Source organism: Ruminococcus sp. HUN007 (assembly GCF_000712055.1).
Taxonomy (GTDB): Bacteria; Bacillota; Clostridia; order Oscillospirales; family Ruminococcaceae; genus HUN007.
Genome location: NZ_JOOA01000002.1, coordinates 2,194,786 through 2,220,788 on the forward strand (window position 1 = coordinate 2,194,786; position 26,003 = coordinate 2,220,788).

Consider the following 26,003-nt stretch of genomic DNA (forward strand, 5'->3'; position numbering starts at 1 on the left):
AATAAGAGAACACCCTTACCCGTGCAGATGCGGATAAGGGTGTTCTTTTTGAAAATGTACGCCTTCGGCGTGCTATGGAAAACGGCCGCCCTGGCGGGACGGCCGTTAAAATAAATCTGGTTTGAACAGCTGAATTTAATAATGAAGTTTTTAACTTCCCTGCATTGCAGCAATCTGAGCTTTGAGGCGAGATATTTCAGCAGCCTGAGCGAAATTGAGATCTTTTTCCCTTTCGAGTGCCTTGTCTTTTATTTCAAGAGCCTTGTCTTTCACTTCAAGAGCCCTGTCTTTCACTTCAAGAGCTCTGTCTCTTTTTTCAAGTTCTTTAGTATATTTAATACGTAACTCTTCATTTGATTCATCAATAAGTCTCTGAACTTTTTCACACATAGAAACTCCACCTTTCTCATTGCTTTTATAAAACCGTACTTTATCAGACAGCGGACCGAAATCATCGCGGGATGCATCACTGTTTTTGAAATACTGAAGAAGCTTTGTGATGTCGCGGTCGGTCGTTATTTTTGTATTCAGATAGATCTCATGTACTCCGTTCGGAACGGTGTTGTCACGACCTTTTAGTTTTCGTTCGACTTCGTAATAATTGTCACCAAGATCAAACGGATCAAAAGCCGATATGAAGATGAAATACGCTTCCGGAAGTGAGTCATAATCACATCCTTTTCCGAGCAGGACAGAATCAAGATTAGCTTGATAGGATCTGATACGTTTAGGATGATTGCCTTCGTTTGATTTCTGAACTTCGATATTGTATACCCGCCCTGAATCATCTTCAGCAAGGATATCAAGTATTACTGAATGAGATATAAGGTTGCGGATATGGTACTGAACTTTGCACGCCTTAACGGTAAGTGTATCAATGCCGGTTATTTCTCTGAGAACATAAGTGCACACTTCCGTATCTTCCATGACGGCAGCGAAGAATGTGTCGTCCATTAGATTCAAACTCTTTACAAGTGCTTTTCTGGCTTCGATGGAACTGATGAACTCCCTGTAGCCGATGCGCCGCCTGTATCTTTTGTTTTTACTTGCTTTTCTGTTTATACCTTTGATTTTTTTCATGGTATCTCCTTTAATTATACCATGACCCGGGTCGATGGGCAATATTATTTTTTAGATATAATGGATAAATTTATCATCGCTATTATAATACCATAAACAGGATTACTTGTCAACCATTTTTGAGGGATAAAATAAAATAATTAGCATTTTACCATTTCGAGATATAAACCTTTATCTGTGAATGATGCGGATAAGGGTGTTCTGTTTGAAAATGAACGCCTTCGGCGTGCTATAGAAAACGGCCACCCTGGTGACCCGTTCGAATCGAATTTTTATCTTTGAAATAAAAACACTGCCAGAATGCCGAGAAGCAGCAGGGCAGCGGAGAGTATTATGATCAGTGTCCTGTTGTCGGAACTGCTCCGGGGATCATTTCTGTCTGCTCCGACAATTTTGTTGTATGCTTCGTCACGGTCGCTTTCGGATTTAAGTGGTTTTTTCTCATCGTTATGAGCGTTTGATTCTTCTTCGCCCAGCATGTGTCCGCATCGTTCACAGAAGAAGAAATCGTTATATGGTGCGCCGCATTTTTCACAGTGTATGATCATAGCTATACATCTCCTTTGTAAGAGTGTTTTACTGATAAGGCTGTTCCAGCATTTTTCTTAATTCGGTCTCAAAGATCCTGTTCTGATCAGGATCACGTTTCGGTATGTGCGGGATACGATGGCGCGTCATGCGGCTTTTTTTATTTACCGCACGTATTTCGAGAAGTCCGCCGATGTTTTCTTCAGTGTAAAGCCTGCCGTCCTGGTTTATGACGAAAGCCCCTTTTGCAAGGCACATGGCAGCAAGGCCGTAGTCCTGGGTAATTACTATATCGCCCTTCTTAAGAAGATTTACAATTCTGAAGTCGGCACTGTCCGCACCTTTTTCCACGGTTATCACCTTTGCTTCCGGAATATCGAAAACATGTGAAGTATCGCAGACTATTGTGCACGGAATGTTTTTCTCTTTCGCTATGCTGACGGTCAGTCTGGTTACCGGACATCCGTCGGCGTCAATTACTATCTTCCTCATATAATTGAATATTCAAGGTTTTCCCATTTGAGACGGCTGCCGGTGTCGGTCCCGAACGGAAGAAGTGCCATAGCGATGAGCATTGTGTCATCAGTCTCGATGTCCGTTCTTTTCAGTGTGGCATAGTCGCCGTCGATTTTGATCACTTCATAATAGTATGGTCCCATGATTTTACCTCCGTAAGTATTTCTGGCTTTTATTGTATCACAGCCACCCTGCACTGTCAATGCCGGAATGTTCCACGTGGAACAATTCAGCGGGGACACTTTGCAGTAAAATGAACGCCTTCGGCGTGCTATGGAAAGCAAGATGAATTGAAGACAGAATGAGGTGGATTTTTTATCTGAAATATAGTATAATTTATTTGACACTAAACGAAAAACATGAGGTGATATCATGCTTAAAATAATATTTGGCGATGCTCAGAATTCTGTTTACCATCCGCCGACGTATTTTGACAACACCTATGAAGATGAATGGATAACAGATCCGCTTTCTGTTGAAATGATAAAGGATATCGATAAATCTGATGTTATCAGTCCGAGAGCTATTGACAGTCCGGTACTCGGTTCGATTTCAGTAAAGGAACTTTCCGGTGGTGTCAAAACGCTTATGCTGATGCAGTTCGATGATTCCGGAAAGATATTCAATGCTTCAGCTTGCGGAGATAACTGTGCCAAATGGATAGTTGAGATAAGCAGAAAAAAAGATCTGACAATTAATCTTCATCACATAATGGATTTCAGTGACTGTGATGATTTCAGTGCATACATCGTCAATACAGGAAAAACTGTGAACAGTAACAAAGAATATATTGATGAAGCTTTCAGAATAGAGGAAAGATGACCTATGAAAGGCAAGCACCATATTATCGTTCAGAACAAGCGAGTAAAATTCGAATTTGATATAAAGAGGAATATCACAATAGTACGCGGTGACAGTGGGACAGGAAAAACGACTCTGGTATCCATGGTAGATACATATGACAGACTGGGCACAGATTCAGGTATTGATATTTCATGTGACAAAAGATGTCTTACGCTGAACAACTCGAACTGGGAAGCTGTTCTTGATGGCGTAAAGGACAGCATTATTTTCATCGATGAAGAAAACACGATGATCAAGACTGATGCTTTTGCTAAAAAGATTCGCAGTACAGACAATTACTATGTGATCGTTACAAGAGAAAGCCTGCCGAATCTTCCGTATTCCGTACAGGAGATCTACGGTATTCATAAATCCGGTAAGTATGCCGATATGAGGCAGACATATAATTCGTTTTACAGACTTTATACCTCTGACGATATGATAAGTGAAGAGCCTGCTGAACTTATAGTAGTGGAAGATTCAAATTCCGGTTATGAGTTTTTCAAAGCTGTAACTAATGAAAAAAGTGAGTGTATCAGTGCAGGAGGCAAAACGAATATACGACGCAGTATTACAGATAACGAGGGAAAAAATATACTTGTTATTGCTGATGGTGCAGCATTTGGATCTGAGATGAATGAGATTTTCAAGTATATTCAGAACCATCCGGAAGTAAGTCTTTATCTGCCTGAATCTTTTGAATGGCTCATTTTGAAATCCGGACTTATAGATGGAAAGAGAGTAGCTGATATTTTACAGCATACCGAAGACTTTGCTGAGAGTTCAGAATATTTTAGCTGGGAACGTTTTTTCACAAAGCTGTTAGTTTCAGAAACAAAGGATTCGTATCTTCAGTATACCAAATCAAAGCTGAATGAATGCTATCTGAATTCAAATGAAAAGGAAGCAATTCTTTCGGCAGCAGAGGTAATCAGAAAGTATCTGTAATATAGATTCCGTCAGGATGAAAAGGATAAACCGTGCTTCAGCACGGTTTCATTAATAGCAATTCAGAATTCGGAGAATTCTGAATTACCGATTTTATGAGAGCGATAGATAGCGTAATTGTGATTACATAAATCTATAAAATATTGAACGAATAATTGTAAAAAACTTATCTGAAAGTCAATCAGCATATCTTACGTATTTATTACTGATCGGAGATATGCTGATTTTATTTTGCTTTATAACAGAACATGGTTCTTCATCATCAAAGTTTTATTGATTTCAGATAGACGGATAATAATTCTAGTGCCGTTTCTCTTTCATGTATTGAGCAATTTGAAAGTTGATCAAAGAGTTCGTTTTGTTTTACAGTAATATTAGGGAAACACTGATTAAATCGGAAATCCGGCTTTACCGGATTTGCGAAGGCGGGATTTGCGGGGCTTCTCCCCGGACCCCACGCTGATTTATGAATAAATCAGCCTTTCCTTAGGTATATCTTCGGTTAAAACAGCATCTGGAGTAATTTTAAGCGCAGAACATATTTTTAAAATAGTTTCAATTCGCATATTAACGGTTCCACGTTCAATATCTGCATATGTTCTATCTGAAAGATTTGCTGCTTCAGCAACTTCACTTTGAGTTAAACCAGCTTTCTTCCTGATGTTATATAATTTGCACCCAATAGTTTTAAAATCAAAAATAAGCATTATTCTTCCTCCTGACAAGCATATATATGAATGATACTTCCTATTTTGCTTGACGAACAGGAACTATTGTGGTATAATCATAGGTAGAAAAGTTCCTAAATTATTCGATTATTTAGGAGAGAATTCGGTACAAAGGCACAATTTGATTGATGTAAGGGAAGATTATTGACTGTGGGGTAAGTCAATTTATAATTTTTTGCCACAGTTATTGTATTATAAAACTGTGGTATTTTTTATAAGGGGGATTAAATTATGAAAAAAATAGCGGTTTTATTTTTGACATTTTTACTTTGTACTATGTGTTGCGCTTGTAATAACGATAATAGTACAAAACAATCGGAAACAAGTATAAGTGATTCTGAAAATAATGAATATGTAAACTTAACTGTTTCTAATGAGGATTGTGTAGGTAAGGATTATGAGAGAATTAAAAGTGATTTAGTGAAACTGGGGTTAAATAACATAGAGTGTATTGCTGTATCAGAATTGGATCTGATAGATAAAAATCGAGTTAATGAAGTAGAAAAGATAACACTAAACGGAATGGAATCGTTTAGTAATGGAGAGCAGGTAAAAAGAGATTCTGAGGTTATAATATATTATTATGATTTAAAAAATATTATATATCCATATGCATCAGATGAATTTGAGCATGTGACACCAGAAGAAGTAAAAGATAAGCTTAAAGAGATTGGCTTTGAAAACATTGAAATAAAAGAAATATCTGATTTGAATCCGGATGAATTTAAAGATGAATACTATAATCAGGTTGTATTGCAGGATAATACAGTTATAAATAAAGGTGATTCGATAAAAATAGATAGTAAAATAACGATAAACAGTCATTCTACATACTTACTTTATAATGTGAATTTTGATATTGAGTTTATTGCAAATTGGTTTTTTGACAAATATAACGTTAATGTCATAATTGATGATGAAGAATATTGTACGTTAAATCATGGACAGAATGCAAATTGGACATTAAAGTTTCAAGAAGGAAAGCATAAACTTGTATTCAAGAGTTCTTCAGATGAATCAATTAATAACACTCTTTCGATAGATGTAGATGCGGATATAGATATAGGATATAAATTGTCTTGCCATACAGATAGTATAGAATTAACTGAAAAATATTTTGATCGTAAAGAAGAATTAGAACCTAATCAGGTTAAAATAAAAAATACAAACAGTAGTTTTTATGACAAAAACTATAAAGACGTAATTGCAACTTTAAAAGATGCTGGTTTTACGAATATTAAAGAAAATCCGTTATATGATATTATATGGGGAATAACGGCAGAAGGCAGTGTGGAAACAGTTTCTATTAATAATAAAACAGATTATAAGTATGGAGCTGTATTTGATAAGTCCAGTGAAGTTGTAGTTACGTATCATTTAAAACAAGAAAATGATCCGAATAAAAAGCAAGATACGAGTACTTCATCAAATACTAATAATAATGATGATAATGTTATAAAAGAAACTTCTTATGAGATGGCTAAAAGAGCGGTTATAGTAGCTATGACTAATTGTCAGGCAACAGATGTTTTTGAAAGCGATGGCTATACTTATGATGTTTCTAAATTCCATAGTTATGACGATCTAAGTAGCTTTTATTTAGAATTAGTCAGTGAAGGTAACTGGAATACACAATCGGAAAGTTCATGGCAGGTTAAAGATATGAAATTGTGTATTTCAGGCAGTGATACTTATATTAAAGTTTCAGCTAATGTGAGCCTGAACGAAGATGTATATACTGTTGATGATGTTGATCAATTTATAGGAAATAAAAATTATATTGATTCAAATGATGATGCCAGAATTAATAAAGAACATTTTAGCGTTTCTGATAATAATCCGTTTTTAAATGTACCGCTTGAATTAATGTCAAATAATAGAGGAAAAGTTCAGGATAATAATGGTGATTCATCACCGGAAGATGACCACACAAAGTGGATAGAAAATCAGATGGATTTATGGGATGGCAGTCATAAAGAATTAGCTAAATTGGTAAAAGAAAAACTTAGCGGAGGCAAATCATTTAGATTTGAAAAATTTGAATTCATTGATGTTGATAATGAAGAAAAAGCTGAAGTCGTAGATAATGTTTTGACCAAAGTTGATTCGGAATACAAATCAGAAATTGGAGATCTTTATGTTATTCAGAAGTTTACAGTAAAGGTTAATAATAAGACTGTAAGTATGACAGCGTACGGATGGGTAAAGAAATCCGATAATTCAACAACCTTGCTTTTCTTAGAATAAGCAACTTATATTTTTAAGATTTTGAAATAGGAAGGTTCAAATTTATATGACTATAGAATGAGGGGATGACATGAGGGCGTTAATATGTGAAAAGTGTGGTGCCAACTTATCCATTAATGACGATAATAGAGATTTTGCGTTTTGTCAGTATTGTGGTACAAAGATAATGCTTGATGATTACAGAAGTTCACATACACAAAGAATAATCGATGAAGCTAGAGTTATTGAAGCAGTAACAGAAAGACAAATTCGATTAAGAGAGATGGAGCTTCAAGAACGAGAACAAAATCAGAGGGAACAGGTTCAGGCAGAAGAATTAAAGCGTCAAAAAAAGATCGAGAGAAAAATCAAAAATTGGAGACGTTTTAATAAAATTTTGATAATTATATGGATTATTGTTTCACTGATATTATTGATTACTGCATTATATGTTGGTATACCGGTGATTTTGGTGGGTGGATATATTACACTTATAAGAATTCCTCACTTTATAGATAACAAAAGAATGATTATGGAGACCGGTGGTATTAGAATTCCTACTTCACTATTTCCGTGCGAAGACAGAAACTTTAATGAGGTTTTGTTAACTTTAGAAGGTTTGGGCTTCACTAATGTTAGTTGTGTAAATCTCCATGATGTAATGATTGGAATAATAAAGAGACAAGGTTCAGTAGAAAAAATTACGGTAAATGGTATAGAAGTTCAGTTCGGCGGCAGAATGTATCCGAAAAACGCAGCAATAGTAATCACATATCATGGAAGATGAAATAACAAGTAATAGATTATTTAGTTGTTTTGACTTTTAAGTGTAAAAAAATGATAAACCGTGCTTTAGCGCGGTTTCATTAATAGCAATTCAGAATTCGAAGAATTCTGAATTACCTTTTTTAAAGAGTGAGCCACAACGCGGTTCGCTCTTTTATTTATCACAGGGTGGATTTTGTGTTTGAAATATAGTATAATTTATTTATTCACAAACGAAAAAACATGAGGTGATATCATGCTGAAAATATATTTTGGAGAAACGGAAGGCGAAATTTATAATCCTCGGCTGTATTTCGCAAATCAATACGAGGATGAATGGATAACTTCTGATCTTTCAAAAGAAATGATAAAGGATGTTGACAGGTCTGAAGTCGTATCAGCTCATGTAATTGAAAGTCCTGTTCTTGGTGCTATTACTCCGCTTCACCTTTCAGATGGAGTGAAAACCCTTATTTTAATGGCTCACGATAACACTGGTTGGTTTTTCAACGCAACTGCAGGCGGTGACAACTGTGCGAAGTGGATACTTAAGATTGCGGAAGAAAAAGATCTTACCATAACGCTTCATAATATTATGAGTTTTCAGGATCTCGATATTAAGGCTGAGATACTGAACGACGGAAGATTTGTTAATAATTATACTGAGTACCTTGATGCTGCAGTTGATTTTTTTAAATGTAAGTAACGGAAGGAGAAATAAAATTTGCAGGGAAATATACTGAAATCAAAGTTTACGTGGATAATAACTACTGCAGTTATTCTTGGAGTAGCCTTAATACTGCTTTTACGTTCATTTAATTCGATCAAACTGAAGACGACAGATGATGTGCGGGCGTTTCTTGTCAGTTCAGGTTATTGTGAAAGTTCGGAAGTGCAGCAGGGAAATGGTGCTGGTATGCATACACTTGCCGGATCTTCAAAAAATAATTCGAATATAGATATGATCGTATTTTATCGCTATGATAAAGGTGAGAAATCAGCGAAAGATACTTTTGAGCTGTGTTATGATTCATTTCATGATCCGTCTATAATCACTTCGGAAAAACACGGTGCGAACTACACTATAAGTGAAGTTGACCGTGCGGATAAGAATTATATGCTGATAGTAAAAGCTGATAATACAATGATTTCAGTATCAGGACCGAGACAGGGTAAGGAAGATGTTAAGAAACTTGTTTCGGAGCTTGGATATTATAAGGAGTAAAATAATCAAACCGAGGAATGTTCCACGTGGAACATTCCTTTTTTCATCCTTAAGAAAAACTTAAGGATTATCACCGAGGGAATTTAAGAATCGTATTTTATAATATAATCATAGAGAAAAAAGCGCGCATGAAAACGCTGATTTATGAATAAATCAGCGTGGGGCACGGGGCGAAGCCCCGCAACCCCCTCACTCAGGCAATCCGGCGAAGCCGGATTGCCTGCTTAACAAAGAACAAAGGAAAGAACAGCAAAGGGGATGAAATGATGAAAACGGAGTTTGAATTTATCTGGTGTTTGTGTTACAATAAACTGGAAAGGTCCGAAAGATTACTGGAATAGCAAAGGAGATTTTCATGGACACATTAGAAGGATCAACTATACTTGTGGTCGACGATGACCACGACATAGTAAACGCAATATCCAGATTACTGGAGATGGAAGGATTTAAGACAGTAAAGGCATATGACGGGTTTGAAGCCCTTGACTGTCTGATGCAGAACGAGATACAGCTTATACTTATAGATATAATGATGCCGAAACTTGACGGACTGTCAGCTATGATGAGGATAAGAGAAAAAAAGAACATACCTATCATAGTGCTTTCGGCAAAATCAGAAGACAGTGACAAGATACTCGGACTTTCCATGGGAGCCGATGATTACATAACCAAACCTTACAATCCTATGGAACTTACCGCGAGAGTACGTTCAAACCTGAGAAGATACCTGATGCTCGGTTCGGCAGGAACAGCACAGACTCAGGACAGTAACGTGCTGAAAAACGGCGGACTTTCACTTGACAGAAACGCGAGACAGTTTTACGCTGACGGGGAGCCTGTAAAACTGACCGCAACGGAATACAAAATAGCTGAACTTCTGATGGAAAACGCAGGACGGGTGTTCTCAGCGGAAGAGATATATTCAAAAGTGTGGAACGAAACATCATACTCAGTCGAAAATACTGTAATGGTGCATATAAGGCATATAAGAGAAAAGATAGAAATAGATCCGGGCAACCCGAGATATCTTAAGGTGGTCTGGGGAATAGGTTATAAAATAGAAAAAATTCCTGGAGGGTAGGAAATGAACTTCTTAAAAAAGAAGATAACAAGGGAAATAGCTGTCATAGCAGCGATGGTGCTGGCATTTTTGTCGGCATATAACGCAGTTGACGGGTTGTTCAACTATATGAAATATGAAGACATGAAGGAAAGCTCAGGCTACGGATACGGTGTTTCGGACCGTTATGCTGATACGGCCGATCTTTCCGGAAAGCTGTGGCTAATACTTCATATGTATGAAGCAAATATCGACGCGAACGGAGAAATAAAGGGAAATGAATATTTTAAGTCGTCTCTGCAGTCGGAAATGTACAATGCAGGAATAGTAGACAGAAACGGTAAGCTTGTCGCACCTGAATCGGAAAATTACAGATATGTGATGAAGTCGGGCGGAAAGACTGTTGCGGCGAACGGCGGGGAAACAGCTGATGTAAACAGTAAATATATGTACGAGATGACCCTTGAACGCGACGGCGAAAACCATTCGTACAATGAATACGCCACATCGCTGATCCCGGGCCTCAGTTTTACGGACTGCCGTGGTTATACCAATACGAAGGGCATGTATTACTACTACAGCAACGGCAGGGGATATGCAGTGTATGACTATGACACATCAGGGCTTAAGTACTACTACGATGACCTTGGTGCGAGAATCTACATAAACCGTGACGGCACTGTCCCTATACCGCAGATGTACAATGACAGTGATTATCCGAGCTTTGATGCTGACGAACCGATCGACATGCAGAATACGGAGCTGAAAAATTCGGGTATTGCGAGTGTAAAGATCTATCCGGTCCAGAAACTTGTGGATGAGTACGAGGAATATCTTGTTGAATCGGAAAAGTGTGAAGCGGAATGGTTCCGGAAGCTGATGACATCATTTGCAGTTCTTGCACTGTCGGGCATGCTTGGTATTTACATAATCGCATCAGGCGGATATGATGAAAAAACCGGAAAGTTCGTGATGAGAACAAGGGATACTATTTACGGTGAGCTGTTTCTAATCACGGGATTCGTTATACCGTTCATGTTTGTGGTCATGGCACCGGGATTTGCATATGAATCTGTCAGCAGTTTTGACCATTACGGGATGAACAATATTTTAGTAAAGAGTGTTGCAAGTATCGGACTTACGGCTCTTTTTATGGTAGCAGTTGCTTCTGTTGATACGGTTGTCAACAGGTTTAAATGCAGAAAAGTGACCGATACGTTTCTTGTGACCGGTATGATCAAAAAGATGTGGGCGAAGGCAAAGAATGTTATGGGCAGCGTCTGGATGTCAAGAAACGAAGCTTTCACAATACGCTTTTTTATAAGAGTTGCAGAAGCAGTTGCAGCCGGTATCGTAGCAGTGGCCGCAGCTCTGCTCACGAATATTTTTCTGATAATACCTGTGGCAGCGATCCTGATACTCATATTCTATATTTACGAGAGCATGAAGGACTTAAAGGAGCTCAATGATCTGAGCCGGCAGATAACCGGCATAAGTTCGGGTGACTACACACCGAAGATCACATCAAAAACGTCAGTCACATACGGTATGGCGACACGATTAAACTGCATTTCAGACGGTATACAGACTGCAGTCGAGGAACAGATACGTTCGGAGCGAATGAAGATAGAGCTTGTTACCAACGTTTCGCACGACCTGAAAACACCGCTGACCTCAATAATCAGCTATGTTGATCTGCTGTCAAGGGAGGAACTTCCGCCGGCTGCCATGGATTATGTTGCAGTGCTTGAGCAGAAGACGGACAGATTACGCACCATAGTTTCCGATGTGTTTGACCTTGCCAAGGCGACAAGCAGTACAGACGTGAACATAGAACGTCTCGATGCAGTTATACTCATGAACCAGGTGCTGGCTGACATGAGCGACAAACAGGAACGCTACGGACGCGAGATAAAGACTGAAATAAAAGCAGATTCAGCATTTATCGATGCTGAAGGAAAGAAAATGTACCGTGTGCTCCAGAACATTCTTGACAATGCGCTGAAGTATTCCATGAACGGCACGAGAGTGTTTGCAAAGCTTGAAAAGGCAAACGGAAGTGTTAGGATCACGGTGAAAAACACTTCTTCCTACGAAATGAATTTTTCACCGGAAGAGATCACCGAACGATTCGCAAGAGGTGACAAGGCGAGAACTACTGAGGGAAGCGGCCTTGGACTTTCAATAGCCAAGAGCTTCACGGAAGCCTGCGGAGGCCGTTTTGATATAAAGATCGACGGAGATCTTTTCATCGCTGAAGTCGAATTCCCGGAGGTACAGACCGAACCGGAAGTTTCCTCAGAAAAGATCGCTGTTCCGCAGATGGTATGATATATTCAGAGAAAGTGACCTCAATTACCTCATTTAAAAACTACAGAGCAAAAAAATCTGTCCCGATGGTAGTGTCGGGACAGATTTTTTTGTTTATGGAAATGCTGATTTGTGTATAAATCAGCGTGGGATACGGGGCGTAGCCCCGCATCCCCGCCCGTAAATACGGCTTCGCCGCATTTACGATCTGATCAGTGGTTACAGATAAAAATCAAAACCGTCATTTTAACCGTTTGAGACTCCACATGGTTTTCAACTCTGTTGAAAACTCGGTTGAAAGTGTGGAAAAGGATGTTTGAAACTGTTTTTTGAAGTGCAGTTTTCATATAATTTTATAAGTTTTCGGTATGAAAACTATTAAAACATCAGTTAAACAGTTAACAAACTGTTGAAAACTATATTGAAAGTCTGAGAAGTTCAACAGCGTTTTTGTGGAAAATCAGTTCCTTTTCTTCGTCGGAAAGAGGAAGATCGTTTATCATTTTTATCTCGTTCTGCGGAGTATCCCAAGGACAGTCGCTGCCGAAAAGAATGCGGTCTGCTCCGTGCGCCTTTATTATTCTGTAAAGCTGTTCACCGGAGATTTCCTTTGCTATAACAGAAACATCGAAGTAGAGTTTTCCGGGTTTGCCCGCAAGATATTTTTCAACGTCATCCCACAGCCTCATTCCGCCGCCGTGGGCGAGGATCATTGTAAGTTCCGGAACTTTATCAAAGACTTCTGCAGCCGCTTCAGGTGTGCAGTGAGTAACATCTGGTGAAATAGGATCGTATCCTGCGTGGAAGACCACCGGAAGACCGAGCTCAGCACATTTTCTGTATATCGGGTACATGAAGTCATCGTTTACGAAAAAATCCTGATAGTCCGGGTGGAATTTGACACCGTAGAGACCGAGTGACTTTATCCTTTCAAGTTCCTCGGACCAGTCCTCCGCCATCGGATGGATGCTTCCGAAAGGACAGAAGAAGTCGTCCTTTATCTCGTGTGCCCAGTTGTTTATAATGGTCTGCTGTGTAGGTTTTGTAGCTATCGGCAGGATAACCGCCTTGTCAATGCCCTGTTCTGTAAGGACTTTTCTAAGATCTGCCACTGTTCCGTTGGTAAGCGGTTTGTAACCGCAGTCAGTGGCATTTTCAGTAAGTGCAGCTATTGCCCGTTCTGCGATCTTGTCAGCAAATGCATGGGTGTGAAAATCTATGTACATAAAATCATTCCTTTCCAACAAATATTATATCAAAAATAAATTTAAAAATCTATTGCATTTTTTTTTAACCTCTGATAGAATAATATTAGAAGAACGTCAGAGGGATGTTCTTAATTTCAATGGAGGTAACTGAATATGGCATACAAAATTTCTGACGAATGTATTTCATGCGGCGCTTGTGAAGCAGAATGTCCTGTTTCAGCAATCACAGCTGGCGATGACAAGTACGTTATCGATGCTGACGCTTGTGTTGAATGCGGTGCTTGTGCAGGTGTCTGTCCTGTAGGCGCTCCAAACGCTGAATAATATTTAAAAGAAACATATTATTTCAAATTAAAGACCGTAAGTGATGAAAATCGCAGAAGGTCTTTAATTTTTTGCTCAAATACTATTGAATACAAATCAAAAAAATGATACAATTATAATGCACGACTGCAATGCCGGAAAAAATCGTGTACCATATGAATTACGGAGGTAATACAATGAAAAATAGATTTTCAGCTCTTCTTGCTGCAGGCATACTTGCGGTGGCTTGCTTTACGGGCTGCGGCGAAAAATCAACTACAAGCGTTGTAAACAACGGAACACCTGCCCAGACAGAAGCTCCGCTTCCGCCGGGAAAAGAATATACTGCAAACAAGGGTGAGGATTACAGTTATGAAGACCTTGGCCTTAAGGTAAGCTTTGATGAACTTGCACTTACATCTGACGAACCTGATTCAAAGGGCAGATATTCATATGCAATGGTATTTACTGCTGTGAACAACGGTAATCAGACAGTTGACGTTCGTATGCTTGACGATTTTGAGATATCCATCGACGGCAGAAAATACGAGGATAATATATTCACTGCTGTGTCAGCGGCCAACGGTGCAAACGCATACAACGGCAATGAAAGATATGATGCGCAGCTTGAACCGGGACAGACAGTTTCAGGATTTATTCCGTTTGCAATAGATACAAAGGACTGGAAAGAGCTCACAGTAACATATTATCCGGACCGTACAAAGACAAACGACACTATTGTATATACAGTTGACAGTTCAGAACTCGTAAACAAATTCTGATATACACGGATCAGACCGGTCACGGTCTGCATGCAGGACCCATACAGCGACGGCATATGATACGGCCATCCGACAGAAAGGAAGTTTAAAATGGTAGTAATTGAAATGGAAAACGGAAAGAAAATCAAGATAGAACTTTATCCGGAGATTGCTCCGATCACAGTTGCAAACTTTGAAAAGCTTGTTAATCAGGGCTTCTACAACGGACTTATTTTCCACAGAGTAATTCCTGGTTTCATGATCCAGGGCGGCTGTCCTGAAGGTACAGGCATGGGCGGCCCGGGCTGGAACATCAAGGGTGAGTTCTCATCCAACGGTGTAAAGAACGACCTTAAGCATACAAGAGGCGTTATTTCAATGGCAAGATCAATGAGACCTGACTCAGCCGGTTCACAGTTCTTCATCATGCACGAAGACGCTCCTCATCTTGACGGTCAGTACGCTGCATTCGGCAAGGTAGTTGACGGTATTGAAGTGGTTGACGAGATCGCAGAAACTGAAACAGACTACGCTGACAAGCCGCTTACACCACAGGTAATGAAGTCAGTTACTATTGAGTGACCGGTTTTAAGCAGTTACTTTTCATAGTAAAAATTCCGCACGGCATAAAAACGGATATACAGACTGCGGATAAATTATAGTGAACGCAAAAAAGATTTTTACGTTCACTATAATTAATTTATTTATATTGCCTTGCAGATCCGCAAACTACGTTTGCTCCCTGCATATCGGCTAATAGTAAACGAAAAATGAATTTTTCGTTTACTATAAAATCAGATACAGTGAAAGCCGGACCTGCTCTGGCATTCACTTAAAACAAGCAAAGCCCGCCGGAGAATATCGCCCCGCCGGGCTTTGTATCGGTATGGCTTTTCTGCCTGCCGTGTCTGCTGTAAAGCGGACGGAACCAATATGAAGAAACTACCCGAATAACAAAGAATAGAAAGCTATGAAGATGAAAAAGAAAAAAAGAAGATCTCTTAAACTAAGAAATCTGCTGATCCTTCTTGCTCCGATAGCAATAGTGGTCCTGTTTGTTTTTGCCTTCAACAAGGAGAAAGTTCACACCTATAAGGCTGTTGTTACAAAACAGGGAGACTGCTCCAATCCGGGACTGAGGACTTTTACATGTGTCAGATGCGGTTACACCTGTACGGAACCTATTGTAAAGAATCACGATTACGATGAGACTCTGGTCATACCGGCTGATGCTAAAAAGTATATTTCATGCAGATGCAGGGTGTGCGGCAGCGAAAAGACGTTAAAGAACGTAGATGAGTCTGAAGGAATGAAAAATCCGTACAGTCTTATTTCAGCCAGCATAACCGGTATAGAGGAATCATATCAGTTTACCGGCAGTGGGATCACACCGGTACCGGTAATTACAGACATTAATAAAAACAAGCTTACGGAAAATGCTGATTATACCGTTACCTATGAGCACAACACCGAGGCCGGGATCGGTACGGTGAAAATTTCGGGAATGGGTATTTACAGAGATTCCTGCGAAGTGCAGTTCGCTATATCACAGGCACACTGGGATGAGGATGAAGGTCAGAAGTTCTATTACGAGGACGGAAAGGTGACCGGAGTCAAGGAAATCGACGGCGAGCAGTATTACTTTGACGAGGAAGGCGTAATGCAGACCGGATGGCAGCAGATAGATGACAGATACTACTGCTTTGACCGTCTGACCGGCGTACTTGCAAAGAATACGATGGTTGACGGTATAAAAGTTGATGCTGACGGTAAGGCAGAAGAATCTGACTATAATACCTACAAGATAGAAACTATGATGAAGGCTCATAAGATAGTTCTGGAACAGACTTCGCCGAAGGACAGCATGGAGGACAAGCGCCTTAAGCTGTTTAACTGGGAGATGAAGGAACACGGATATCACAGATGGAGAATACTCAAGAACATCTATCAGACATCTCCGGACTGGGAGATAACCTTTGCAAACGATATTTTTGACAACGGATCAGGATGCTGCGTATCGGATTCATGCGCGACGGCATTCCTCTTCCGTGAGCTCGGATACACCGACATTTATGTATGCCATGACACATCGCACTGCTGGTTTACAGTGGGTGGAAAACTTTTCGATCCGCTGTTTGCTGAAGGAAAGTCATTCTATGACAACTACGATGCGAATTTCACGGACTACAGGGAACATCCTGTCGGAAGGCGCCGTATAGACGGTGTCAGCACAGAAGACGAAGATCAGGAGGATTGACGCATGACATTTAGTTCACTTGCATTTTTATTTATATTTTTCCCTTTGACCTTCATTCTTTATGCACTCACAAAGAGCATTAAGGTAAGAAATATTATACTGGCTGCCGCGAGCATTGTGTTTTATGCTTTCGGTGAGCCTTCCGCAGTTGTACTGCTGCTTCTGTCAGTTGCATGCAATTACATTCTCGGAATACTTGTCACAAAAGGCGACGCAAAAACCAGAAAGATGTATGTGGTCACTGCAGCTGTTATAAACATCGGACTGCTTATCGGTTTCAAGTATCTCGGATTTTTCGGATCAGTTATCGGCGGACTAACGAACAGCGAACTGAATGTGCCGTACATCAGGCTTCCTATAGGCATTTCATTTTTCACGTTCCAGGGATTAAGCTATGTTATCGATGTTTACAGAAACAAAAAGCTTCTTCAGCGCAATCCTTTTTACGTGCTTCTGTACATATCATTCTTCCCTCAGCTCATTGCGGGACCTATAGTACGCTACGAAGATATCTCATATCAGCTTCGTCACCGTGAGTTCAGTTCGGACAGAGTGAGCCGCGGTATACTCCGCTTTATTTTCGGACTCGGAAAGAAAGTACTCGTTGCCAACCAGATGGGCCTCGTTGCAGACAAGGTTTTCTCGTGCAGTACAGACAGCCTTGGTACAGCTCCGGCATGGATCGGTGCTTTAAGCTACACACTTCAGATATTTTTTGACTTCTCCGGATACAGCGATATGGCCATCGGCCTCGGATGCATTTTCGGATTTGACTTCAAGGAAAACTTCAACTATCCGTTTATTTCATCAAGCATCCAGGATTTCTGGAGAAGATGGCATATTTCACTTTCCACATGGTTTAAGGAATATGTTTATATCCCGCTTGGCGGAAACAGAAAGGGAAAGCTCCGCACAGACTTCAACAAGCTTTTCGTATTCTTCCTCACGGGACTCTGGCACGGCGCAAACTTCACATTTATCGTGTGGGGCCTGATACACGGTGTATGCCAGTTCCTTGAAAACCATGACATTATACCTGTAAAGAAAAAATGGTTCAAACCGTTCAGCCACATCTATGTGCTTCTGGTCACAGTAACGGCATTCGTTGTTTTCCGTGCTGATTCCATGGCCCATGCCGCAGGTGTGCTGACAGATATGTTCAACATAAAGGCCGGCAATGCCGCTGTAAACAACGAGGTGTTTGCACTTATCTCACCTCTGTTCGTCGTATCGTTCATGTTTGCCGTACTGCTTTCAGCACCGGTATTCAGAAAGATCGAGGCGAAAATGGCGGATTCAGATTACTCTGAGGGCTGCATGATAGCGGAATATGCCTGCTCGTTACTTATCTACGTGCTCTGTATCCTTTCACTGAGCTCAGGCAGTTACAACCCGTTTATTTATTTCCGATTCTGAGAGAAGGTGTATCATGAAGAAAAAATACAAAAGGATATACGTTGCGGTATTTCTTGCTATGTGTACCGTTCCGATGCTCTTCTATCCGTTCTCGAAGTCCGGAGCTGCGCTTGAAAAACGCGAGCCGGTGAAGACACCTTCACTTACTGCAGACGGAATGGTCAACACTGATTTTTCCGAAGAATGTGAAGATTTTCTTGCAGACCGTCTTCCTTTCCGTTCGGCTGTTCTTACGGCTGCAAATGCTGTAAAGAGCGGCGTGTTCAAAAGCGATGCCGCCAATGTTATAACAGGAAGGGACGGCTGGATATTCTGTGAAGCTTCAGTGGCTGATTACATGAACACCAATGCTCTTTCAGATGAGCGTCTGCGTTCGATAACCGTTTCGCTTTCTCTTCTCGAAGAGAATGTCACTGAAAAAGGCGGTAAGTTCCTGTTCGTTCCTATGCCGAACAAGGCATCTGTTTACAGCGAGTTTATGCCGGCAAGATACAGAAAGGCAGATACGAACAATCTTGCAAGACTGCAGAAGATGCTTTTCACGAACAACGTCAGCTACATTGATATGCTCAGCGTTATGAGCGAGAAGAAATCATTCGGGCTTTACCATAAGCGTGACACCCACTGGAATTACTACGGTGCTCTGCTCGGATACTACGGAATAACCGATGCAATGGGCAAGAAACACAAGGTGTATGACAATACTGACTATATTCCGAAAAAGGTTTGGCGCGGTGATATTGACAAGATGCTTTACCCGTTCATCGGAACAAGAGATTATCAGTTTGATCTGAATATAAGCTTTGAGCCGTTTGAGTTCGTTATCCCTTCGGGAGTTACGGACATAGCCTCACAGCTTGAAAATTTCATGAGCGATAAGGAGGAAAACGACAAGAGGATCGCTACAAGGAAGATATCCAGTCTTGGAAACGGAAGCCTGTACATGGTACGTGACTCATTCGGAAGAGCTCTTCTGCCGTTCTTTATCGATAATTATGACCAGACGATGTTTGTCCGTGCCGACTATCCTGACATGTCAAACGTCACGGAAGGTACAGATATGATCTACGAAATAGTAGAACGAAACATAAACGATCTGTTCCGCACGGCTCCGCTTATGCCGGCACCGGTAAGAACGGATATCGGTGAGATCGCTGAAAGCGGTGCATCGGTCGGATTCAGCTTCAGCGAGGAGTCCTACGGTACAAGGATATACGGCGAAATGAGCCGCGAAATGCTCTCGCCGGACGGCAAAGTATATGTACGGCTTTCAAATGCTGATACGTCCGTTATCTACGAAGCATTCCCGGTTTATGAGGAAAAGCTTCTGGGCGGAACGAATAAATTCGGATTCTCGCTGATCGCTGACGCATCAGTTCTGACAGAAGGCGAGTACAGCCTTGAAGTTATTTCAGCCGGAAGATCATATACCGGTATCGCAGACAGACCGCTTTATTTCTCTGAAGCTGCTGTAAATGAGGCGAAGAGTGCAAAGACCGCTTCATCATCTGACAGCAAAACGGAGAGCGATACGGATGAAAAGGTACCGGAAGAAAATGAGAAGATCGTTTCAGAGGCAAAGTTCATCGAAGGAACGATAGCCGACAGAGCGAAGGTCATCTACAACGGAACAGAGATCACGGTCGGTGCCAATATAAACGACCTCCTTGAAGGCTTAGGCCCGCAGGCGGCTCCGTCATCGAGTGCGGAAAGCTGTCTTACGGGAAAACCAATCCTCGAATACTACTACGCCGGAATGACGATCCAGGCAGATGAGGACGGAACGATCGCATCCATTGAGATAAGCGAAAGCCTTTATCCGGGAACGGAAGCCGGAACCGCCGGCGGACTTCACTGCGGAAGCAGCAGGGAAGACGCATTTGCCGCCTTCGGCGAGCCTGCATCACCGGATTCCGGAAGCATCATTTATGAAGAGGATGGTGCTGAAGTCAAAGTACAGGTCATCTTTAAAGAAGATACTGTAAGTGTGATACTTATAACCGGTCCGGGGGCGTAAGAATAAATACAAAAATATTAAATCAGCGGGAGTACCGGTAAATCAAAATCCGGTGCTCCCGTTTGTTCTGTATAAAGGTAGTCTTCACCCCTGCGGGCCGAAGACTGCTATAGAAAAAACGAGTCCCTTCAGCTCGTTTTGTAAAATCGCGCCGAAGGCGCCACATTTTCAAATCAGCTTATCTGTCGCGTATTTTGATTCATACTTCCGGTGCAGCTTATCTGTTTTATGGCACAAAAAAGGATTTACACATATATACTTCAACCGCATAACCATAAATGTTCTTATCTCCCATAACATTAAAATACACTATTGACAAAATAAGATAATTATGATAAGATATTGGTGTTGCATTAAATGCAAAAATATTTTATAATTTAAGAGAGGACAATTATGAAGAAAAACACTAACAGTAACATGCCGGAGGAGAACGGCATTTACGCAGGAACTTCAGATAGAATTATCATAACGGAAGAAATGAAAACCTGCTGAATTCATGCAGACCGCTTAAGGATTATGCGATGTTTGTGGAGCAGGTAAGAAGATACGGAGCGATATATGACGCAGATGCAGAAATTGAAAGTGAAAAACTAGCAGATGCGATAAATAATGCAATAGAATCGTTGCCGGAAGATTCAGAAATAAAAGCAATACTGGAATCCAGACGTGCGGAGGTGGTCAAGTTGTGTATCGAAGAATATACCAAAGAACATTCAGATTATGTGCGTAAAATCGAAGATGACAGGAAAAACGAAAAAATCAGTCAGCTTGAAAAAGAAAGTGAACGCAAGGACAAAATCATTGCGGAAAAGGACAAACAGTTTGAAACAGCTGTAAATGGTTTTGTCAGACTTGCTAAAGACGGAAAGTTATCAGTTCCCGAAGCTGCAAAATATGCAGGTATGAGTACTGAAGAATTTGAAAAACTGATGTAAACAAAACAGCGGGAGTACCGGTAAATCAAAATCCGGTGCTCCCGTTTGTTCTGTATAATGGTAGTCTTCACCCCTGCGGGCCGAAGACTGCTATAGAAAAAACGAGTCCCTTCAGCTCGTTTTGTAAAATTGCGCCGAAGGCGCCACATTTTCATTCGGATGGCCGATGCACAGCATAGTGCACAAAACAGAAATGCGTCTTTTATTTATGTATACAAAGTTTCGAATCGAGTGACAGATTTTGCTCTGAAATCGTCATTACTATATAGAGGTCAATCAAAGGAGTACTCATAATGATTGAATTAATAGTTCAGAGATATCGAAAAGAACTGACAAGGTATGTTCTTTTGCATATGCACCGCGGAAAAGCAGATGCAGAAGACATTGTGCAGGAGGTGTTTTTTGCCCTTTATAAAAAGCAAAATATAAGTGTTGATGAAAATATCAGAGCGTGGCTGTATGAAACAGCGCGATATAAAATAATGGAGTATAACCGGAACAATCCTCAGTTCGATGAAGTAACTGATGAAATATCTGCACCGGATGATGGTTTTCCGGATAATATCAGCGGAAGTATTTTTGAGGGCGTTTCGGATGAAGAATATGCTCTTCTTAAAAGTTATTTTATGGGCGAAGAGAAGAATGAACTCGCAGCTCGTAATGGTATGACGGTCAACGCTTTATACTGTAAAGTTATGAGAATAAAAAAGAAAATCGAGGATCCGAGATAATGAGAAAGGATAATAATGATGATGAATATTTTAGAAGGGTGCTCTGTAAAAAAAATGGTAACTTCAAACAGCGCAGTATATAGATCCTGTAAGGAAGGTGGTTCTGATCATGACTGACAGAGAACTTCTTATTAAAATTCTGAGTGATACAGAAACAGAAAAAAAGGCAATTGAAGGGTTGAGAGCAGAGGTAGACGCTGAACTTTCAAAGGAAAATCCTGATTATGATAAGATAGCGGATCTGACCAAACTGTTTTGTGAAGTTACAGGTGCAGAAGAATATGTGCGCAACACTTCAGATGAAAAAATACTTAAAGCCATCGCAAATCTTAAAAAGACTAAACCTAAAAGAAATATTTTCAGAAAAATCGTCACAACAGCTGCCTGTACAGCTATCTTACTGCTTTCAGCAAATGTTGTGTCTGTAAAGGCATTAAATAAAAACTTATTTGAAGTCATTGTTAATTATACAAACCAGGGCTTTTCAGTCAGTTATAATGATGCAGTAGATGACGATGATAAATATGGAATAAAAAAAGAATGTGCTGAGCACGGCATTTCCGCTGAAGTACCTGCGTATATTCCAGAAGGATTTGAACTTGTTAATCAAGAGTATGCTTCATTGTACTATGTAAAAAAAGTTGATTTTGTATTTCACAATGGCGATAAGAGCCTTGCACTTGATTATATGTTGTTCAATAATAAAGAAGATTTTTCTAAAGTCGTTTATCCAAGTGATCATTATAATATCTCGGAGATCAGTTTAAACGGTGTTACTGCAAAGGTATCTAAAGAAGACGGACAATATACTTTGGTGTACGGAAAAGGAAATTTATTAACGACTGTATATGTAGCGAATGTACCTTACGATGAATGTGATAAAATTGTATTTTCAATGAAGTAAAAGGAGCATTCCTTTTTTATGAAAAAAGGGATAATTGGATTATGTATAATCTCTATGCTGTTTAACAGCAAATGCTGTAAATTATGATAATTATTATTATGGAACGGTTTCATCAACTAATACGGAAGATTCATATACTTTTAATGTTCCGACAGCGGGACTCGATGTACGAGTATCTCTTGCTTTTCATAAGTACAACTCAATTAATAGCACTTCGCATACTCCGTCAAGTACAGTAATAGAACATGCGTTACAGGATCTTGATTTGTGGGTAGTTGCTCCTGATAATACAGTTGTTTGGAAATCGCAGACGTGGTATAATAATGTTGAGAACATTGAGTTTACAGCAACTCAAACTGGAGATTATACAATTTATGTAAAAAAGATACCGAATAGCTATACTGGTTCAGTACAGTATGGCGTTGCATGGATGGAGGCGTAATAATATGAAAAAGAAAATGTTTACTTTAGGTTTGTGTTTATCAGTGTTATTTAATGCGACAGCTGCGGTTTGCTCAGCCGCACCTAATGAGGTACTGGATAAGGACGGTATTGCATATGTAATGAGCGGATTTAAAGGTTATTATCTCGAAGACGGCGTCTATTATCTTAAACAGACTACCGATGAATTAGGCAATCCGATAAAGGGAGCAGATGAATACAGAGCTACGGTTGAAATCCCGCCGGGAGAGTATTATGCAAGCTTAAAGCTTCAGGCGCTGAGTGCAACTTATCCGGAAGGAAAGTTTGCGGTGCGTTTCAGAGCGGATGACGGATCAAAGATGCTCAGTGAACCGGAAAGCGAAGCAACGCTTAAAGAACTGGACAGATTACGTAATGCAGGCGTAGATGCAGACATAATACAGGAAACACCTGAAACGGCTTATTCGACCTATATTTTTGCGGTACTTACAGCAGATCAGATAAACAACTTTCCTGTTTCAGAAGAATTCGGCTACAGACTTGCACTTTCAGAGAAACCTGAAGGATCATATGACAGCTCAAAGTTACATGCAGAAGATGACAGTCAGAAAAAAGGGGATGTCAACGGAGACAAAGTGATAGACGTCGGAGACCTGTCGTATCTGTCACTTTATCTTTTAGGAGACAAGCCTTTACCTGAAGAATGGTTGAAAGCTGCAGATGTTGACGGCGACGGTGATGTAACTATCGCAGACCTTGCAAGACTTCAGCAGTATCTTTCAAAGAAGATAACATCATTCTGATATTCAGCAATTTTCATCCTTAAGGATTACTCTGAATAAATAAAAACAGCGGGAGTACCGGTGAATCAAAATCCGGTGCTCCCGTTTGCTCTGTATAAATGGTGGTCTTCACCCCTTCGGGCCGAAGACTGCTATGGAAAAACCGAGTCCCTTCAGCTCGGTTTGTAGAATTGCGCCGAAGGCGCCACATTTTCCAGAATAACTGCCGTGGATATACTTTATCAGAATATCCGCGGTATTTTTTTAATTTATGCTGTTGTACAGACTGTACTGATTATTGGACTGAAAATATACGATTGCTACAAATCTGAAAAAAGAGGAGAGATATTTAAAGGTTTCGAGTGTATAATAAATAGAAAGCATGAAAAGAAGAAATGATATGACGGAAAAAGAAGTTTCAGGTGTTACCTGTGACTTGTTTTTTACACTGTATAGATAGAAAATCAAACATGCAACGTGCAATTTTTGCAGGGAGGAATCTTTATGAAAAATGATCAGAGAATTATCGCAGCAGTTTTAAGCTTTGCAATGTTAATTCAACCAGGCAGCATGGGTTTTGTTATGGCAGAAAATCAGGAAGGAACAGAGACAGTTTCAGAAGAGAAGGTAATGAATTCTTCAAAACTTTCTGCTGAGCTTCGTGAATTGGTGAATTCTGAAGCTGATAATATCAGAATCATTATTGAGGGAGCATCAATTGATGAGGATGAATTATCCGTTCGTATTGAGGAAAAAATCGGTGATGCTTATGAAAAAATCGAAGCAGAATATGTTCCGCCGTCACAGGAAATACTTGATGAACTGGAAGCAGCTAATGCCAGATCAGCCGAGGAATACCATGATTTACTTTTAAAGTATCACATGGATCTGACTGCAGGTTCCAGAGAGATCGAACGTAAGAAAACGCAGTTATCATCAGCAGCAAGAAGAGAAGCAATACAAGAATATTTAAATGACTGGCGTGAGGAGATATTCAAAACAGCAGGTATCGATGAAGAAACCGCAGATGTATCTGCAAGCAAGCTGATTTCTTCGATATCATGTGTTGTAAATGCTGAACAGGTAAGAAAGTTATCTATGATCGACAGTATTCAGCAGATTTCTGTTCCGGATATGACAGCAGCACCTCGTCCTACTGTTTCACCGACTGAACCTGTAAACAAAGCAACTTCGGAGCCGATAATCTTTGATCCAAGCACACCAATGCCGACACATACCACTGCACCTGCTTCACCTCTGCCGACTAATCATAACGGAGCTGTATACGGAGATATAAACGACGATAAAGTAGTGGATATAAGTGATCTTACAATGTTGTCTCTTGTACTGATAGGTGATGTAGATTTAACAGATTATATGAAGTCAGTAGCTGATTTTGACGGTGATGGTGCAGTTGCCATCGCTGATCTCGCAAGACTCAGACAGTATCTTTCAAAGAAGATAGATTCTCTTACTGACGATAAAAATGCTGAGAATGTGGTGCAGGAAAAGGAAGTAAAATACAGCGCAGCAATATCTGTCCGTGTAACAGACAATAAACTCGACGAATACCCGCAGTACAGCATTATAGAAGACCGTGCCGGATTTGAAGCCCTGTACAATGAAAAACAGAGCCTTGAAATAGAGAAAACCGGTTTCTACAGCGGCGGTATTTTTCCGATATTAAACGAGAAATATACTGATGAATGGTTTGAAACACATAAACTGTATGTAGCCTATCCGGGAAAAGGCGGTCCGACAGATCACAGATATAAGGTGGAAAGTGTAACAAATAAAGCAGTAACGATCTACCGGGATCTTCTTGGAGAAAGTCAGTCCAGAACCGAAAATAGTGCAGACTGGATCATATTTATCGAAGTTAGCAAAGATGCTGATGTAACAGATGCTACAGAGATAAAGTTCAATACAGTTTTCTAAAAGATTATAACGAAATTACCATATCAATTACTCTGAAAAGGTGCCGGACATTCTGCGGAATGTCCGGCATTTAATTTGTCTGCAACAGGCAGACCACAA

At 40.2% G+C, this 26,003-nt stretch carries 25 protein-coding genes; 19 read left to right on the forward strand and 6 right to left on the reverse strand.

The features are described from left to right. Positions 1 to 150: 150 nt before the first annotated feature. From CC97_RS13815 to CC97_RS13830, 4 genes are all read right to left on the reverse strand, one after another. Entirely contained in the window at positions 151 to 1,080 is a 930-nt protein-coding gene (locus CC97_RS13815) for an Rpn family recombination-promoting nuclease/putative transposase (protein WP_044975574.1), read from the reverse strand. Positions 1,081 to 1,352: 272 nt separating this feature from the next. After that, positions 1,353 to 1,628 (reverse strand): hypothetical protein, encoded by a 276-nt coding sequence (locus tag CC97_RS13820; RefSeq protein ID WP_044975575.1) that lies wholly within the window; start codon positions 1,626 to 1,628, stop codon positions 1,353 to 1,355. Positions 1,629 to 1,656: 28 nt separating this feature from the next. Next, positions 1,657 to 2,100, reverse strand: coding sequence for a DUF188 domain-containing protein (locus tag CC97_RS13825; RefSeq protein ID WP_044975577.1), 444 nt, complete (start codon positions 2,098 to 2,100; stop codon positions 1,657 to 1,659). Next, complete coding sequence (locus CC97_RS13830) at positions 2,097 to 2,267, reverse strand: hypothetical protein (protein WP_044975578.1); 171 nt, start codon at positions 2,265 to 2,267, stop codon at positions 2,097 to 2,099. Before CC97_RS13830 ends, CC97_RS13825 begins: the two co-directional genes overlap by 4 nt. A 229-nt stretch (positions 2,268 to 2,496) precedes the next feature. Between CC97_RS13830 and CC97_RS13835 the strand changes: the two genes are divergently transcribed. Beyond that, complete coding sequence (locus tag CC97_RS13835) at positions 2,497 to 2,946, forward strand: DUF4869 domain-containing protein (protein ID WP_044975579.1); 450 nt, start codon at positions 2,497 to 2,499, stop codon at positions 2,944 to 2,946. A 3-nt stretch (positions 2,947 to 2,949) separates the two neighbouring features. Continuing rightward, positions 2,950 to 3,915 carry a hypothetical protein gene (locus CC97_RS13840; RefSeq protein ID WP_044975581.1) on the forward strand — a complete coding sequence of 322 codons (966 nt, stop codon included), beginning with the start codon at positions 2,950 to 2,952 and terminating at the stop codon, positions 3,913 to 3,915. Between the two features lie 464 nt (positions 3,916 to 4,379). On the opposite strand, the gene CC97_RS13845 is transcribed toward CC97_RS13840, so the two are convergent. Then, the gene (locus CC97_RS13845; RefSeq protein ID WP_049962918.1) at positions 4,380 to 4,622 is read right to left on the reverse strand and encodes a helix-turn-helix transcriptional regulator; all 243 of its coding nucleotides are present in this window, start codon (positions 4,620 to 4,622) and stop codon (positions 4,380 to 4,382) included. A 252-nt stretch (positions 4,623 to 4,874) separates the two neighbouring features. Between CC97_RS13845 and CC97_RS13850 the strand changes: the two genes are divergently transcribed. From CC97_RS13850 to CC97_RS19005, 6 genes are all read left to right on the forward strand, one after another. Beyond that, complete coding sequence (locus CC97_RS13850; protein ID WP_044975583.1) at positions 4,875 to 6,890, forward strand: hypothetical protein; 2,016 nt, start codon at positions 4,875 to 4,877, stop codon at positions 6,888 to 6,890. A 70-nt stretch (positions 6,891 to 6,960) separates the two neighbouring features. Next, a complete protein-coding gene (locus tag CC97_RS13855) occupies positions 6,961 to 7,656 on the forward strand; it encodes a hypothetical protein (RefSeq protein WP_044975584.1) in 696 nt (231 codons plus the stop codon). 234 nt (positions 7,657 to 7,890) lie between these two features. Then, positions 7,891 to 8,340, forward strand: a complete 450-nt coding sequence (locus tag CC97_RS13860) for a DUF4869 domain-containing protein (protein ID WP_044975586.1) — start codon at positions 7,891 to 7,893, stop codon at positions 8,338 to 8,340. Positions 8,341 to 8,358: 18 nt separating this feature from the next. Next, the gene (locus CC97_RS13865; protein ID WP_044975588.1) at positions 8,359 to 8,859 is read left to right on the forward strand and encodes a hypothetical protein; all 501 of its coding nucleotides are present in this window, start codon (positions 8,359 to 8,361) and stop codon (positions 8,857 to 8,859) included. Positions 8,860 to 9,214: 355 nt separating this feature from the next. Further along, positions 9,215 to 9,940 (forward strand): response regulator transcription factor, encoded by a 726-nt coding sequence (locus CC97_RS13870; RefSeq protein WP_044975589.1) that lies wholly within the window; start codon positions 9,215 to 9,217, stop codon positions 9,938 to 9,940. A gap of 3 nt (positions 9,941 to 9,943) precedes the next feature. After that, positions 9,944 to 12,250: a HAMP domain-containing sensor histidine kinase gene (locus tag CC97_RS19005; RefSeq protein ID WP_049962919.1), complete on the forward strand. Its 2,307-nt coding sequence runs from the start codon at positions 9,944 to 9,946 to the stop codon at positions 12,248 to 12,250. A 395-nt stretch (positions 12,251 to 12,645) separates the two neighbouring features. On the opposite strand, the gene CC97_RS13880 is transcribed toward CC97_RS19005, so the two are convergent. Next, a complete protein-coding gene (locus CC97_RS13880) occupies positions 12,646 to 13,455 on the reverse strand; it encodes an amidohydrolase family protein (RefSeq protein WP_044975591.1) in 810 nt (269 codons plus the stop codon). 135 nt (positions 13,456 to 13,590) lie between these two features. On the opposite strand from CC97_RS13880, the gene CC97_RS13885 reads away from it, so the two are divergent. The 11 genes from CC97_RS13885 to CC97_RS13935 all read left to right on the forward strand — a co-directional run bounded on the left by CC97_RS13885 (position 13,591) and on the right by CC97_RS13935 (position 25,904). Next, on the forward strand, positions 13,591 to 13,761 hold the full coding sequence (locus tag CC97_RS13885; RefSeq protein WP_044975592.1) for a 4Fe-4S binding protein: 171 nt from the start codon (positions 13,591 to 13,593) through the stop codon (positions 13,759 to 13,761). 176 nt (positions 13,762 to 13,937) lie between these two features. After that, positions 13,938 to 14,522: a hypothetical protein gene (locus tag CC97_RS13890; RefSeq protein WP_044975594.1), complete on the forward strand. Its 585-nt coding sequence runs from the start codon at positions 13,938 to 13,940 to the stop codon at positions 14,520 to 14,522. A gap of 90 nt (positions 14,523 to 14,612) precedes the next feature. Further along, the gene (locus CC97_RS13895; protein ID WP_044975596.1) at positions 14,613 to 15,083 is read left to right on the forward strand and encodes a peptidylprolyl isomerase; all 471 of its coding nucleotides are present in this window, start codon (positions 14,613 to 14,615) and stop codon (positions 15,081 to 15,083) included. A 394-nt stretch (positions 15,084 to 15,477) separates the two neighbouring features. Then, entirely contained in the window at positions 15,478 to 16,758 is a 1,281-nt protein-coding gene (locus CC97_RS21370) for a hypothetical protein (RefSeq protein ID WP_156036917.1), read from the forward strand. Positions 16,759 to 16,761: 3 nt separating this feature from the next. Further along, entirely contained in the window at positions 16,762 to 18,174 is a 1,413-nt protein-coding gene (locus CC97_RS13905) for an MBOAT family O-acyltransferase (protein ID WP_044975599.1), read from the forward strand. 13 nt (positions 18,175 to 18,187) lie between these two features. Then, positions 18,188 to 20,191 carry a hypothetical protein gene (locus CC97_RS13910; protein WP_044975600.1) on the forward strand — a complete coding sequence of 668 codons (2,004 nt, stop codon included), beginning with the start codon at positions 18,188 to 18,190 and terminating at the stop codon, positions 20,189 to 20,191. Between the two features lie 521 nt (positions 20,192 to 20,712). Beyond that, the gene (locus CC97_RS13915; protein ID WP_044975601.1) at positions 20,713 to 21,126 is read left to right on the forward strand and encodes a hypothetical protein; all 414 of its coding nucleotides are present in this window, start codon (positions 20,713 to 20,715) and stop codon (positions 21,124 to 21,126) included. Positions 21,127 to 21,419: 293 nt separating this feature from the next. After that, complete coding sequence (locus CC97_RS13920) at positions 21,420 to 21,857, forward strand: sigma-70 family RNA polymerase sigma factor (protein ID WP_044975603.1); 438 nt, start codon at positions 21,420 to 21,422, stop codon at positions 21,855 to 21,857. Positions 21,858 to 21,966: 109 nt separating this feature from the next. Further along, entirely contained in the window at positions 21,967 to 22,761 is a 795-nt protein-coding gene (locus CC97_RS13925; protein ID WP_044975604.1) for a DUF4367 domain-containing protein, read from the forward strand. 446 nt (positions 22,762 to 23,207) lie between these two features. Then, positions 23,208 to 23,987, forward strand: a complete 780-nt coding sequence (locus CC97_RS13930) for a dockerin type I repeat-containing protein (RefSeq protein WP_044975605.1) — start codon at positions 23,208 to 23,210, stop codon at positions 23,985 to 23,987. A gap of 483 nt (positions 23,988 to 24,470) precedes the next feature. Next, positions 24,471 to 25,904, forward strand: coding sequence for a dockerin type I repeat-containing protein (locus tag CC97_RS13935; protein WP_044975607.1), 1,434 nt, complete (start codon positions 24,471 to 24,473; stop codon positions 25,902 to 25,904). Positions 25,905 to 26,003: the final 99 nt, after the last annotated feature.

Coding starts and splice junctions, on each gene's coding strand:
- CC97_RS13850 (WP_044975583.1), top strand. CDS start 4,875: ATGAAAAAAATAGCGGTTTTATTTTTGACATTTTTACTTTGTACTATG.
- CC97_RS13895 (WP_044975596.1), top strand. CDS start 14,613: ATGGTAGTAATTGAAATGGAAAACGGAAAGAAAATCAAGATAGAACTT.
- CC97_RS13925 (WP_044975604.1), top strand. CDS start 21,967: ATGACTGACAGAGAACTTCTTATTAAAATTCTGAGTGATACAGAAACA.
- CC97_RS13915 (WP_044975601.1), top strand. CDS start 20,713: ATGTTTGTGGAGCAGGTAAGAAGATACGGAGCGATATATGACGCAGAT.
- CC97_RS13935 (WP_044975607.1), top strand. CDS start 24,471: ATGAAAAATGATCAGAGAATTATCGCAGCAGTTTTAAGCTTTGCAATG.
- CC97_RS13855 (WP_044975584.1), top strand. CDS start 6,961: ATGAGGGCGTTAATATGTGAAAAGTGTGGTGCCAACTTATCCATTAAT.
- CC97_RS13820 (WP_044975575.1), bottom strand. CDS start 1,628: ATGATCATACACTGTGAAAAATGCGGCGCACCATATAACGATTTCTTC.
- CC97_RS13880 (WP_044975591.1), bottom strand. CDS start 13,455: ATGTACATAGATTTTCACACCCATGCATTTGCTGACAAGATCGCAGAA.
- CC97_RS13920 (WP_044975603.1), top strand. CDS start 21,420: ATGATTGAATTAATAGTTCAGAGATATCGAAAAGAACTGACAAGGTAT.
- CC97_RS13870 (WP_044975589.1), top strand. CDS start 9,215: ATGGACACATTAGAAGGATCAACTATACTTGTGGTCGACGATGACCAC.
- CC97_RS13840 (WP_044975581.1), top strand. CDS start 2,950: ATGAAAGGCAAGCACCATATTATCGTTCAGAACAAGCGAGTAAAATTC.
- CC97_RS13830 (WP_044975578.1), bottom strand. CDS start 2,267: ATGGGACCATACTATTATGAAGTGATCAAAATCGACGGCGACTATGCC.
- CC97_RS13890 (WP_044975594.1), top strand. CDS start 13,938: ATGAAAAATAGATTTTCAGCTCTTCTTGCTGCAGGCATACTTGCGGTG.
- CC97_RS13835 (WP_044975579.1), top strand. CDS start 2,497: ATGCTTAAAATAATATTTGGCGATGCTCAGAATTCTGTTTACCATCCG.
- CC97_RS19005 (WP_049962919.1), top strand. CDS start 9,944: ATGAACTTCTTAAAAAAGAAGATAACAAGGGAAATAGCTGTCATAGCA.
- CC97_RS21370 (WP_156036917.1), top strand. CDS start 15,478: ATGAAAAAGAAAAAAAGAAGATCTCTTAAACTAAGAAATCTGCTGATC.
- CC97_RS13885 (WP_044975592.1), top strand. CDS start 13,591: ATGGCATACAAAATTTCTGACGAATGTATTTCATGCGGCGCTTGTGAA.
- CC97_RS13815 (WP_044975574.1), bottom strand. CDS start 1,080: ATGAAAAAAATCAAAGGTATAAACAGAAAAGCAAGTAAAAACAAAAGA.
- CC97_RS13930 (WP_044975605.1), top strand. CDS start 23,208: ATGAAAAAGAAAATGTTTACTTTAGGTTTGTGTTTATCAGTGTTATTT.
- CC97_RS13845 (WP_049962918.1), bottom strand. CDS start 4,622: ATGCTTATTTTTGATTTTAAAACTATTGGGTGCAAATTATATAACATC.
- CC97_RS13905 (WP_044975599.1), top strand. CDS start 16,762: ATGACATTTAGTTCACTTGCATTTTTATTTATATTTTTCCCTTTGACC.
- CC97_RS13825 (WP_044975577.1), bottom strand. CDS start 2,100: ATGAGGAAGATAGTAATTGACGCCGACGGATGTCCGGTAACCAGACTG.
- CC97_RS13910 (WP_044975600.1), top strand. CDS start 18,188: ATGAAGAAAAAATACAAAAGGATATACGTTGCGGTATTTCTTGCTATG.
- CC97_RS13860 (WP_044975586.1), top strand. CDS start 7,891: ATGCTGAAAATATATTTTGGAGAAACGGAAGGCGAAATTTATAATCCT.